Annotated in this window: 13 protein-coding genes; 3 read left to right on the plus strand and 10 right to left on the minus strand. The window is 41.4% G+C overall.

Translation table 11 applies throughout. The annotated features are described in order from the left end of the window. Positions 1–135: 135 nt before the first annotated feature. The 5 genes from A6749_RS02510 to A6749_RS02530 form a co-directional block, all read right to left on the minus strand. Entirely contained in the window at positions 136–2,025 is a 1,890-nt protein-coding gene (locus A6749_RS02510; protein ID WP_066384831.1) for an ABC-F family ATP-binding cassette domain-containing protein, read from the minus strand. After that, entirely contained in the window at positions 2,022–2,672 is a 651-nt protein-coding gene (locus tag A6749_RS02515; protein WP_066384834.1) for an HD domain-containing protein, read from the minus strand. The genes A6749_RS02510 and A6749_RS02515 overlap by 4 nt, the downstream gene beginning before the upstream one ends. Positions 2,673–2,747: 75 nt before the next feature. Then, the gene (locus A6749_RS02520; protein WP_066384836.1) at positions 2,748–3,596 is read right to left on the minus strand and encodes a DegV family protein; all 849 of its coding nucleotides are present in this window, start codon (positions 3,594–3,596) and stop codon (positions 2,748–2,750) included. Positions 3,597–3,711: 115 nt separating this feature from the next. After that, the gene (locus A6749_RS02525; RefSeq protein WP_066384838.1) at positions 3,712–4,251 is read right to left on the minus strand and encodes a hypothetical protein; all 540 of its coding nucleotides are present in this window, start codon (positions 4,249–4,251) and stop codon (positions 3,712–3,714) included. Positions 4,252–4,342: 91 nt separating this feature from the next. After that, positions 4,343–6,025, minus strand: a complete 1,683-nt coding sequence (locus A6749_RS02530) for a formate--tetrahydrofolate ligase (RefSeq protein WP_407937524.1) — start codon at positions 6,023–6,025, stop codon at positions 4,343–4,345. 198 nt (positions 6,026–6,223) lie between these two features. Between A6749_RS02530 and metA the strand changes: the two genes are divergently transcribed. Together metA and A6749_RS02540 are read left to right on the plus strand one after the other, a co-directional pair. Then, entirely contained in the window at positions 6,224–7,132 is a 909-nt protein-coding gene (gene metA, locus A6749_RS02535) for a homoserine O-acetyltransferase MetA (RefSeq protein WP_066384846.1), read from the plus strand. A 97-nt stretch (positions 7,133–7,229) separates the two neighbouring features. Next, positions 7,230–7,442 (plus strand): DUF3892 domain-containing protein, encoded by a 213-nt coding sequence (locus A6749_RS02540; protein WP_066384848.1) that lies wholly within the window; start codon positions 7,230–7,232, stop codon positions 7,440–7,442. A 36-nt stretch (positions 7,443–7,478) separates the two neighbouring features. Here the strand turns inward: A6749_RS02540 and mntR are convergent, their stop codons facing one another. The 3 genes from mntR to A6749_RS02555 form a co-directional block, all read right to left on the minus strand. After that, positions 7,479–7,901, minus strand: coding sequence for a transcriptional regulator MntR (gene mntR, locus A6749_RS02545; protein ID WP_066384850.1), 423 nt, complete (start codon positions 7,899–7,901; stop codon positions 7,479–7,481). A gap of 95 nt (positions 7,902–7,996) precedes the next feature. Continuing rightward, on the minus strand, positions 7,997–10,165 hold the full coding sequence (locus tag A6749_RS02550; RefSeq protein WP_066384852.1) for a DNA topoisomerase III: 2,169 nt from the start codon (positions 10,163–10,165) through the stop codon (positions 7,997–7,999). A 302-nt stretch (positions 10,166–10,467) separates the two neighbouring features. Continuing rightward, positions 10,468–10,737 (minus strand): hypothetical protein, encoded by a 270-nt coding sequence (locus tag A6749_RS02555; RefSeq protein ID WP_066384854.1) that lies wholly within the window; start codon positions 10,735–10,737, stop codon positions 10,468–10,470. 278 nt (positions 10,738–11,015) lie between these two features. Here A6749_RS02555 and cspD point away from each other — a divergent pair, with 278 nt between their 5' ends. After that, the gene (gene cspD / locus A6749_RS02560) at positions 11,016–11,216 is read left to right on the plus strand and encodes a cold-shock protein CspD (RefSeq protein WP_066384856.1); all 201 of its coding nucleotides are present in this window, start codon (positions 11,016–11,018) and stop codon (positions 11,214–11,216) included. A 54-nt stretch (positions 11,217–11,270) separates the two neighbouring features. Here cspD and A6749_RS02565 read toward each other — a convergent pair whose 3' ends face one another. Together A6749_RS02565 and A6749_RS02570 are read right to left on the minus strand one after the other, a co-directional pair. Beyond that, positions 11,271–11,456 (minus strand): zinc-finger domain-containing protein, encoded by a 186-nt coding sequence (locus tag A6749_RS02565; protein ID WP_236719618.1) that lies wholly within the window; start codon positions 11,454–11,456, stop codon positions 11,271–11,273. Positions 11,457–11,475: 19 nt separating this feature from the next. Next, entirely contained in the window at positions 11,476–12,132 is a 657-nt protein-coding gene (locus A6749_RS02570; RefSeq protein ID WP_066384862.1) for a reverse transcriptase-like protein, read from the minus strand. Positions 12,133–12,140: the final 8 nt, after the last annotated feature.

A 12,140-nucleotide genomic window follows, 5' to 3' on the forward strand; every position in this document is an offset into this window, starting at 1 on the left:
TCCTAAAGACGCCTTATCGAAGACATTTTTCGCCGCTCCCCCCACGTTTTGTCCTCAATATCCCTTATTGAAGACACTTCCCGCTCATTCCACCCTCATTTTTTCATAAATCCCACTTAAGACCACGAATTCCCGCTATTCATTTTCTGCAACCTCCGCTAAATACGACCAGCGCTCGATTAAATATTCGAGTTTCTCGCTCAACTCGGTTTCCTGCTTCATTAGATCCTGTATTTTTGTAAAATCACTGCCGGCTCCCGCCATTAAAGTTTGTACCTCTTCCAGCTTCTCTTCCGTTGCTGCAATGACATCATCAATTTCTTCCCACTCTTTCTTCTCCTTAAAGGTCATTCTCTTTTTCTTTTCCTTTTCTGGAGCTTTCTCAGCAGGTGCAGCAGGGACGGCCGGCTTACTGACTACAGCAGCCGATTCTTTTTCAAGATATTCGCTGTAATTTCCATAGAATGAATCAATTCGGCCTTCACCTTGCAGAACTAGCAGCTGATCAGCCACCTTATCTAAGAAATAGCGGTCATGGGAAACGGTAATAACGACGCCTGAAAACTCCTCAAGATAGTCCTCGAGCACTGTCAGTGTCTGCGTATCCAGATCATTTGTCGGTTCATCCAGCAGCAGGACGTTAGGAGCAGTCATTAATATTTTCAACAAATACAAACGGCGCTTTTCACCGCCAGATAGCTTCCGGATTGGGGTACCGTGTGTGTATGGCGAGAATAGGAAACGTTCCAGCATCTGTGCAGCGGAAATTGTCCTGCCATCAGAAGTTTCGACGATTTGCGCCGTTTCTTTGATGTATTCAATCATCCGCTTATTCTCATCCATGTCCTCGCCTTCCTGAGTATAGTAAGCGATTTTTACAGTCTGCCCCATATTATATTCGCCTTCATCAAGCGGAATCCGTTTGGCAAGGATATTTAATAGTGTGGATTTCCCCGTTCCATTTTTTCCTATAATGCCTATCCTGTCACCCGGCTTTATCAGCAGGTTAAAATGATTGAGTATTGTTTTGTCATCGTACCGTTTCGTAGCATCCTTTAATTCAAAAACCTGTTTGCCTAACCGGCTTCCTGATAAGGAGATATCCAGCTTTTCAGAACCGGACTTGCCGCCTGCTAGTTTTTCATCAAGTTGTTCAAAACGTTGAATACGTGCCTTTTGCTTCGTCGAACGCGCCTGGGCACCGCGCCTGATCCATTCCAGTTCCCGTCTGAAAAGATTTTTTTGCTTTTCATATGTTGCCGCTTCGTTTTCCTCACGAATTGCCTTCGCTTCTAAAAAAGCAGCATAATTGCCTTTATAACTAAATATCTGGCCGCGATCCAGCTCGAAAATACGATTGGTCACCCGGTCCAGGAAATAACGATCATGGGTAACAAGCAGGATCGCACCTTTATATCTGCTCAAATAATCTTCAAGCCACTTAACAGAATCGAAGTCAAGATGGTTTGTCGGCTCATCTAAAATAAGTAAATCCGGTTCAGCAATCAAGACCTGCGCTAACGCGACGCGCTTTTTCTGGCCGCCGGAAAGGGCACCGACTCTTACTTCGAAATCTTCAATCCCTAATTTCGTTAAAATCGCTTTTGCATTCGTACTCGCATCCCAGGCATTAAGTGTATCCATTTGCTTTTGCAATCTGAAAAGTTCCTCCTGGATTAAGGGATCTTCCGGATTGTTAGTAAGTTTATACAGCGTATTTTCATATTCTCGCATTAGCTTTAAGATTGGAGCGTCTCCATAAAAGACCTGTTCAAGTACGGTACGATCCGCATCAAACTCAGGCTGCTGCTGAAGATAGGAAATGGAATAATCTTTACCGGTCACAATTTTGCCAGCATCCGGCTGATCCAAACCAGCAACAATCTTTAATAAAGAGGACTTTCCAGTTCCATTTACCCCAATCAAGCCGACACGTTCCTTTTCAGCAATGGTAAATGTAATTTCCTGAAAAAGCTGCTTCTCTCCATATGTTTTTGATAAACCTTCGACTGTGAGCATTTTCATTTTGAGTCCCCATTCCATTCTTGAAAAAATTGTTCTAAAAAGGTTTCCATCATCTTTTGACGGCTTTCCGCCATTTTTCTTGCGGTTTCGGTATTTAATAAGTTTTGTAGTTTGAGCAGCTTTTCATAGAAATGATGGAGGCTTGTCGATTTTCCTTTGCGGTATTCCTCCAAGCTCATTTCTTCTCTCACCTGTATATTCGGATTATAGATTTGCTGGCCTTTTTTTCCGCCATAGGCAAAGGCTCTGGCAATCCCGATGGCCCCGATTGCATCCAAGCGGTCGGCATCCTGGACAATTTGTGCCTCAATTGATGCCAGTTCACAGTCGTTACCGCCTTTATATGAAATGGTACCGATAATTTGTTTAATAAAAACTTTCTCTTTATGAGTAAGTGTGACCGACTCTAAAAAGCTCTCAAGCTTTTGCTGTCCGCTTTCAGCACTTTCGTTCAATTTTTCATCTGGTATATCATGCAAAAGAGCCGCCATTTCAATAATGAAACGGTCTCCCGCTTGTTCTTCTTTGCAGATATGAAGCGCATTCTTTCTCACCCGCTCGACATGGAACCAGTCGTGGCCGGTGGAATCTTCTCCTAATACGCTGCTTACATAGCATTCAGTCTGTCTGATTATTTCATCTTTCACATTCACGCACCTGCCTTCGTCCTTGCTATTTTAACATGAAAAAAATAACCCCGAAACATTTCGGGGTCCGTTTTCTTAAGTCATTTCATTAAACCAGCTGATGCCAATGGTATTTTCACCGGCATGAACGCCAATTACCGCACCAAGCGGGCAGATAATAATTTTCAATTCAGGAAATTGCACCGAGAGCTCACGCTGCCAGGTAATGGCATGGTCTTCATGTAGGCCGTATAGGATATAGACTTCCTTTATGTTATTTTTTTCGCAGCTTGAGCGGAAATAATCAAGTATTTTATCTTTAGCCTTTTTCTCGCTCCGTACCTTTTCTTTAACGAACAACGCTCCCTCGTTAAAAGAAATGATTGGCTTTACGTTTAACATGCTGCCTAGGAAAAATTGCAGCCCGGTCATTCTGCCGCCTCGGTGAAGCTGTTCTAAACTGCCGATTAGTACATAGGTCTCACCGGTTTCCCTGATTTGTTCAAGCTTGTGGATCACTGAATCCAGGCTTTCTCCCGCTGCTTCCAGCTCCATTGCTTTTTTCAGCAGAGCTGACATCGGGTAAGTCAGAATATGGGAATCGAACGTAGTAACCGGGATGTTCACAAGCTTCGCCGCCTGTTCACTAGAAGAGACGGTACCGCTTAGTTTGCCCGAAATCAGGACTGTGACAATCCGATCATAGTCTTTTTCTAATTGTTCGTATAATGCTTGAAACGCGCCAATTGCTGGCTGTGAAGTCTTTGCCGGCTGCTTTAAAGTTTTAAGTCGATTAAATAACTGTGAAGGGGTTAAGTCCACCCCGTCCGTATACTCTTCCCCATCTAGCAAAATAGTTAATGGAATCGTATAGAGGTCCGGGTGTTTTTTTAATTCTTCATCTAAATAGGCTGTGCTATCGGTTACCCAAGCCGTTTTGACCAATTGCCATCTCCCCTTTTTAGTAATAGGTCATAATATCTAGTTACAACCATCGTACCCTTTAATTCCGCTATTGTAAATATTGAAATTAAAAAATAAAACCGGCATCAACAGCCGGTTACTTCTTTCTGCTTATGTAGTTTTCAAGTGCAGTTAATGTAGTTAACATGAAAGCGGTCATCTCAATTAAATCGTCCATTTGTTCCTCACCAATGATCCTTACAAAATCAATGGTCACAACATTTTTTACTTTTCGCTGTTCCGCTAACGGATTAAATTCAACACTCTGTGTAATGTTCCTTAACTCCCCCCAAATACCTGTAATTATCCCTTGTACAGCTTGATAATGGTTAGCATCATCCTCATGTTCGAAGATAAACTGCAGCGTCACATTACATCCGGCCAGTTTTTCTGATACGCTGCCGGAAAGGAGCTCTGCAGCTAAATTTTCAAGCTTTGCTTCCAATTCAATCCTGGCGGTAAGAAGACGGCAGGTGACTTTGGGAAGCGTAAAAGAAATATTAAACAGGCGGGACATTTTGGCGATATTAACAATGTCATTTCGATCAGTAATGGCGATTTCGCCATCCAAATCCATGTCATACAGGGCCCCTTCGATAACAACCTTCATATTGTCAAAAGCAGCAGGATCAAACATAATGTAATTCGTCTCCTCGGATTTTTAAAAATTTCATTCATAATAAAAGAAAATCGGCAAATCGCCGATTTTCTTTTATTATACCATTATTTTAGAAAAGGCCAGAAGCGTTGCCGTTTTCATCAACATCCATATTTAATGCGGCAGGTTTTTTCGGAAGACCTGGCATTGTCATAATTTCACCTGTTAAGGCAACGATAAAGCCGGCCCCAATAGATGGCTTGAACTCCCTGATGGTAACGGTAAAGTCAGATGGTCTGCCTAGCTTTGTAGGATCATCTGATAGTGAATATTGTGATTTCGCCATACAAACCGGCAAATTGGACCAGCCGAATTTTTCAAAATCCAGCAGCTGCTTTTTGGCCTTGGAGGAAAATTCAACATCCTTACCGCCGTAAACCTTTTGGACAATCGTTCTTACCTTGCTTTCGATAGAGTCAGAAAGATCGTATAAAGGCGCAAATTTATTTTCTTCTTTTTCAATAACTGACAATAGCTTCTCTGCTAATTCGATTCCGCCTTCGCCGCCTTTTTCCCAAACCTCGGTTAAAGCAACTTCCACGTTTTCCCGCTTACACCATTCTAGTAATGTTTCAACCTCAAGCTCTGTGTCCGTAATGAATTTATTAATCGCCACGACTACTGGCAGACCAAAGCCTCTGATGGTTTCGATGTGTTTTTGCAGGTTAGCAAAACCTAATGTCAGTGCCGAGACATTCTCATTGACCAATTCCGTTTTTGGCACCCCGCCGTGCATTTTTAAAGCACGTATCGTTGCGACGATGACAACGGCCTCTGGTTTAATTCCGGCGCTCCTGGATTTGATATGTAAGAATTTCTCAGCCCCAAGGTCTGCGCCAAAGCCGGCCTCGGTAATGACATAATCAGCTAATTTAGTAGCTGTAATTGTTGCGATTGCGCTGTTGCAGCCATGGGCAATATTGGCAAACGGTCCGCCGTGAATTAGAGCCGGCGTATGTTCAATGGTTTGAACAAGGTTTGGCTTTACAGCATCTTTTAATAATAACCCCAGTGCGCCTTCAACCCCTAAATCACCGACCGTTACCGGCTCTTTGTTGTAATTATAAGCTACAACGATTCGTGATAAGCGCAGCTTAAGATCAGTTAAATCACTCGCTAGACATAGTACAGCCATAATTTCTGAAGCAACGGTTATATCAAAGCCATCTTCCCGCGGTACCCCCTGCAGCGGCCCCCCAAGTCCGATCACTACTTTTCTTAACGCACGGTCGTTTAAATCAACAGCCCGTTTCCAAACAATCCTGCGGGGATCAATATTCAATTCATTGCCTTGCTGGAGGTTATTATCAATCAAAGCTGCAAGGGCATTATTTGCAGTAGTAATGGCATGGAGGTCGCCGGTAAAATGCAGATTGATGTCTTCCATTGGCAGAACTTGGGCATAACCTCCGCCAGTTGCACCGCCCTTTATTCCCATAGTTGGTCCTAAAGAAGGTTCCCTAATGGCAAGCATCGCTTTTTTCCCAATCCGGTTAAACGCATCAGCTAACCCGACGGTTACAGTTGATTTCCCTTCACCGGCAGGAGTTGGATTAATGGCCGTTACTAAAATGATCTTTCCGCTTTCTTTTGTTTTTAGTTTAGCTAACGCCCCACTTGAGATTTTGGCTTTGTATTTTCCAAAAAGCTCGAGGTCATCCTCCTCCAAATTGATTTTTTTGGCGATTTCAACAATAGGTTTCATCTTTGCTGCTTGAGCAATTTCAATGTCTGATTTTACGGTTGTCTTCATTGCCACTTAAATCCCCCACACTTTCTATTTTTATAAACTACTTCCTTATTGTATCAAACAAGCGCTTACATTCCGAGTAATAAATGTGACGAAATTATTATCTTTTCTGAAATCATAATTATGTTTATAATGATAATATTGAATTTTTATACTATTCGTTACTCACGAATAACATTTGCACTTAAGGGGGGAAGTCCATTGCCAATTAACATTCCTAGGTTATTACCGGCACGGGCAACATTAGAGCAGGAAAATATCTTTATCATGGATGACGAACGGGCTACGAGCCAGGATATTCGACCATTAAATTTCTTAATCTTAAATTTAATGCCTGAGAAAGAAAAAGCGGAAACACAACTGTTAAGATTACTTGGAAATTCACCTCTGCAGGTGAATGTTAACTTTCTAAAAACTAGCTCCTATGAGTCAACACATACGAGTAAACAGCATCTGGAACAATTTTATACAACTTTTCCGGAGATCAAACATCAAAAATATGATGGTATGATTATTACCGGTGCACCAGTTGAGCTGTTAGAGTTCAATCAAGTAAAATATTGGGAAGAACTGCAGGAAATCATGGAGTGGACGAAAGCAAATGTGACGTCTACTTTACATATTTGCTGGGGCGCCCAGGCAGCATTGTACTATCATTACGGGATTGACAAATTTGAGCTGTCTCAAAAATGTTCCGGAATTTATGCACATCAAATTTTTGAACAAAATGATACATTGCTGCGCGGATTCGACGACGAGTTTTATGCACCGCATTCCCGCTATACTGATGTTTCCATTGAAGCGATTAAAAATAATCCCGCGTTAACATTATTGGCGGCATCTGAAGAAGCGGGCGCGCTTTTGATTGCCTCCAAGGACCGTAAGCATGTGATGATAACCGGTCACCTAGAATATGAATCTGACACGCTGGCCCAAGAATATGAGCGGGATGTAAAGAAGGGCTTACAAATTCATGTACCGGAAAACTATTTTCCAAACAATGACCCTTCCCAGCCTCCAATTAATCGCTGGCGGTCTCATGGTCACTTATTCTTTTCAAATTGGCTCAATTATTACGTTTACCAAGAAACACCATTTATTTGGAAATAAACGAAGCATCGGAGGAAACTCCGGTGCTTTTTCCTTTTCTCTTTGATTAAAAATCGAATAATAGAGAAAAGATAGGAAGAGAAAGGTGGAATGAAAGGTGGAAACAATCACAGCGCTGCACCGAAATCATTTTGGGCAAATTATTAGTTTTGTTACCTCGGAAGGCAGGGTCATTTCCTATCAAAAGGCCATCATGGATGCTGAGAATGGCGTCATTTCGGGGCTCCAAATGGAAAGTGACATAACGGGGAATATTTCTTTAAAACCAGAAGACAGTCACAGCTTCGATGACTATCCTAATCTTTTCTAAAAAAGCACCCAGCATTTTCTGCCAGGTGCTTTTTTCTCATTCATTTTCATTTTGTTTCTGGATGTCTTTTAATGCTTCAACACGGCAATCGTCTTCTTCAAAAAATTGCACTAGATCGCCGATGCGGTCGATTGCATCCCAGCTTAAATGATGTTCAATACCTTCTACATCATTGTAGATGTTTTCTTCCTTGACACCAATGATGTTCAAGAATTGTTCGAGTAATTCATGGCGAAACACGAGACGTTTGCCAATCTTCTTTCCCTTGGCTGTTAAAACAAGCCCTCTATATTTTTCATAGACTAAATATTCGTCTTTATCAAGCTTTTGGACCATTTTTGTTACCGAGGAGGGATGAACAGATAACGCCTCTGCTATATCAGAAACACGAGCGTATCCTTTTTCTTCAATTAATATATATATTTGTTCAATATAATCTTCCATACTAGGTGTTGGCATCCCGAAGCCCCTCCATTACTATTCATCATAAAAAGTGTACTATAGAACAATTTGAGTGACAAGGCTACTGGTGACAGTATTACCTGCCTCATTCTTTATTTAACTGGTGTACTTTCAAATAAAAATTTTATTTTATGTTCTTTTTCATCGTAATGCAGCCTGGCATTGAAGCTGCGGTCTTTATTCGTAAACCCTTCAATCACTTCGGTTTTCCCGTCTGTCAAAAGCAGTTTAATATTCTTTTGCGTGATCGCTTTGCCAAGGATTTTTTTGGAAATGGTAAAATCACAATGATTATTTTTGTAATTGCTGCAGCCATAAAAACTGCCTTTGTCGACAACGGAGCCGTCACATTTCTTGCATGGTCCTAGTTTCGTAAAAGTTTTCTTTCTCCCCCGCTGTTTGCCAGGGGTAAAGCTTTCACTTACCTCTACTGGGAAAGCCCAGTTTGCTGCCTGTTCAACAGTCGTCGTAATTAAATGATAGACCATTTTCTTCGTTTGTTCCATGAATTGCTTCGGTGAAGCTGTACCCTCTGATATTTCCTTCAGCTTCTGCTCCCACTTTGCGGTCATTTCCGGTGACGCCAGAATCTCCCGCCCAATAGCGCCAATCAGAATTTTCGCCTTAGCCGTCGCGTAGACTACATTCTTTTTCACTTCAATATAGGCCCGGTCCTTAAGCATTGTAATGATGCCGGCTCGCGTCGCCTCGGTGCCCAGGCCTTCCGTCTTTGTTAATATTTTCTCAAGCTCTTTATCATCTATATGTTTTCCGGCGGTTTTCATTAAGGTGATCAGCTGGCCCTCTGTGTAACGCTTCGGCGGCTGAGTCTGACTCTCCTTCACCTCAACCTTAACTGTTTGCCCTTGTTCACCCTTTGAAAGCTGCGGCAGTGCCGGGTCCTCATCCTGATCCTTTTGATGAAGAACCTTTCTCCAGCCTTCTTCAATCTGTACCTTCCCTTTGGAAATAAATTGCGCCCTGCCGTCCACCAGAGTTGTAACCGTTGTATATTCGGCAATGGCTTTATGGTGATGTGCAGCAATTAGGCTCCGTACAATTAAATCATATATTTTCTGCTCATCTGCACTTAGTTTCTCTATATTTGGGATTTGTTCTGTCGGGATAATCGCATAGTGGTCTGTGACCTTTTTTTCATTAACATAGCGTTTGTTCTCAAGAATAGAGGAAATGGGCAGCGGAAAGAATGGCTGATAGTCTTTTAAATGACTTAATTTGCTTAGAATCTCTGGAAATCCCGCCGCTTCCTCTTTCGTTACGTAACGTGAATCCGATCTTGGGTAGGATACATTCCCTTTTTGATAAAGCTTTTGCATGACATCCAGCGTTTTTTTTGGCGGGAATTTGAACCGTTTATTTGCCTCTGCCTGCAGAGCGGATAAATTATATAAAAGCGGGGGCAGGAATTCCTTGCGCTCGGAGATCACTTCGCTGACCTCCGCCGGCTTTTCACGGCAAAAAGCAGCTACTTTCTCTGCCAGTTCTTTTGTTTTCACCCGGGTTTCTCTATCATTTTGCCACTTACCGGTATATTTCTTACCATTCACTTTGAAATGGGCTAGTACTTCCCAAAAAGGCTCCGACTTGAAATTTTCAATTTCCAACTCTCGCTTTACAATTAACGCTAATGTTGGCGTTTGAACCCTTCCGACGGAAAATACGTCAGAAAAACCTTGTTTCTGCAGCAGCAAACTATAAAGCCGTGAAGCGTTCATTCCCACTACCCAGTCAGCACAGGCACGGGTATAAGCTTCAAAATATAAATTCCGCGTCTCCTGCTCGTCCAATAATTTTCTAAAACCGTCCCGAATTGCGTTTGCGGTCAAGGAGGATATCCATAATCTTTTCATTGGTTTACGGCACTCTGTTAACCGAAGAATATTACGAACGATTAATTCTCCTTCACGCCCAGCATCGCCCGCATGAATAATTTCCTTCACCCTTGGGTCGGTAACCAATTTCCTGATAATGGCATATTGCTTCACCTTATCTTTTGTGACTTCATAAGCAAAATGATCCGGTACAATCGGTAATGTTTCTAAAGACCATTTTTTCCAGGAAGGCTCGTATTTTTCCGGCTGCACTAATTGGCAGATATGTCCGACAGCCCATGTCACGTATGCGCCTTCCGGAAAGAACTCATTCGGAAAAATTTCAATAAAACCATTTTGTTTCTTATGTTTAAAAATAGATGCCAAGGTGGACCCTTGGTCTGGTTTTTCGGCAATGATTACCTTCATAATTTTGGCCCCTTTTCATTAAGGCGGTGTGAGCGGAGCTTTACTAGACTTTATTCAAATATAAAAAATAAATATAACAACGCAATTGGTAAAAATGAATCGATTTTGCGGCGCTCCGCCCCTTTTCCGCAATGCCCAAAACTCATTTTAACCACTAATTTCTAAACTAGTAAAGTCCAAATTCATTTTACCAAATTCACAACTGTGAAAGTATAGTCAAATTTGTTACAATATTTTTCCTTTGACATGAAAAAGGATCGCCTTTTTAAGACGACCTTTTTTCATAAATATTTTACATGCTGTTAACTGACTGTGTCCTGAATATACCAATTTTCATCCGAAATAATATTGGATACGGTTAAAATAAACGATGGGATGGTTTCCACATCGAATACAATCGCCCCAATATTGTTTGTAAACATCAGAAAGGCATCACCATGAGAGTACTTGGACAATTTCTCACCAATTTGCAGCAGTGACATTAAGATTGCCTGCCTTTCATCAGCATCAATCGCTACCTTTGGGGAGAATCGCAAGATCCATTCATCCTCTTCAATTGAAAAACGATACATTATCCTCACCCCATCATTTAGGTATAGTTACTCTAGCATATGAATAACACATATATATTTATGTTATCGGCACTGTTAATAAAAAAACTTTTGGCAATTTTCATGATTTGTGTAAAAACCTTCCGCCGTTTCTTGACTGACATATTTTCTTATTGTATATTTAAAGCATCATGTAGACGAATAACAATAGATACTGCTTTGGGTTTGGCTGCATGGTAATATTTAACTGTGGCACTAAATAAAGGTGGTGCCTCGAAAGGCTTAGGAGGAAGAATTACATGCAAAACGGTAAAGTAAAATGGTTCAACAATGAAAAAGGCTTTGGTTTTATCGAAGTTGAAGGCGGCGACGATGTATTCGTACACTTCAGTGCAATCCAAGGTGAAGGCTACAAATCATTAGAAGAAGGTCAAGAAGTTTCTTTTGAAATCGTTGAAGGAAACCGTGGACCTCAAGCTGCTAACGTAGTTAAGATCTAATCCATTATAAATTGACAAATTAAAGGCTGACATTTTAATGTCAGCCTTTTTATGTTATTCGAGTTTTTTGCCAAATTCTTTAATTTTCCCACCGACGGTACATTGAGAAATACAGAAACGATGGGCCTGCCTTCTTCCGCCTTCTTTTTTTAACTGCCGGTGGACAAAACAACCGTCGCAGTACTCTGCCAACAAGCTTTCCAGCTGATGAATAACTTCCTTCCTGACTGATGGCTTCACTAATTTCCACATCCCGACTTTATAAAATAAGCATTTTCGAGAAGATTTCTTTTCCTTCTAATGCCTGAGACGCCAGCTTATCCGCTTCTTTGTTGTCCTTTCTCGGTATAACAGTGTAAGTTGGATTAATGTCAAGTGCTTTGATTTTTTCTTCAATCCGGTCAAGCCAGCGGTTCAGTACATCTTCGTAGCACGGCCATTCCCCTTGAAGCTGCTTCAATAAGCCTTGGGCATCGCCTTTAAATTCACAAGGCATATGTTTTACCCCTAAATCCTCTAATATATTTAACCCGTAATAAAAAGCGGCATATTCTGCTTCATTGTTTGATTCCATTTCGTCAAACATCTCGTTGGCACGGATCCGATACTTCTTTTTGCCTTGGTTAAAGAATATGACGACACCTAAACCGGCTTGGTACGTTTCCTTTTGAAAACCGCCATCAAAATACACGGTCACCTCATGAGGATCCTCTTCAATTTCAGTTAACAGCTTTTTCATTTCCTTTAAAATCCAAGATGTCCCTTTTTCATCATAAAAATACAATTCGCTTCCTTTGCCGCTCGCCTCCAGCTCCTCCCCCATTTGGATGGCAGTTTCTCCAGAAATCCATTCTGATGTACATTGAACCTTTTCATTATTTTTTAATTTATGCTTCCACTCCAGCCTGAATTTCATTTTTGTCA

This window comes from Neobacillus mesonae (assembly GCF_001636315.1).
GTDB lineage: Bacteria > Bacillota > Bacilli > Bacillales > Cytobacillaceae > Neobacillus > Neobacillus mesonae.

Excerpts from the sequence above, each read along its gene's own strand:
- A6749_RS02530 (WP_407937524.1), bottom strand. The coding sequence starts at position 6,025 with ATGAAGACAACCGTAAAATCAGACATTGAAATTGCTCAAGCAGCAAAG.
- A6749_RS02570 (WP_066384862.1), bottom strand. The coding sequence starts at position 12,132 with ATGAAATTCAGGCTGGAGTGGAAGCATAAATTAAAAAATAATGAAAAG.
- A6749_RS02555 (WP_066384854.1), bottom strand. The coding sequence starts at position 10,737 with ATGTATCGTTTTTCAATTGAAGAGGATGAATGGATCTTGCGATTCTCC.
- cspD (WP_066384856.1), top strand. The coding sequence starts at position 11,016 with ATGCAAAACGGTAAAGTAAAATGGTTCAACAATGAAAAAGGCTTTGGT.
- A6749_RS02525 (WP_066384838.1), bottom strand. The coding sequence starts at position 4,251 with ATGTTTGATCCTGCTGCTTTTGACAATATGAAGGTTGTTATCGAAGGG.
- A6749_RS02510 (WP_066384831.1), bottom strand. The coding sequence starts at position 2,025 with ATGAAAATGCTCACAGTCGAAGGTTTATCAAAAACATATGGAGAGAAG.
- A6749_RS02550 (WP_066384852.1), bottom strand. The coding sequence starts at position 10,165 with ATGAAGGTAATCATTGCCGAAAAACCAGACCAAGGGTCCACCTTGGCA.
- mntR (WP_066384850.1), bottom strand. The coding sequence starts at position 7,901 with ATGCCAACACCTAGTATGGAAGATTATATTGAACAAATATATATATTA.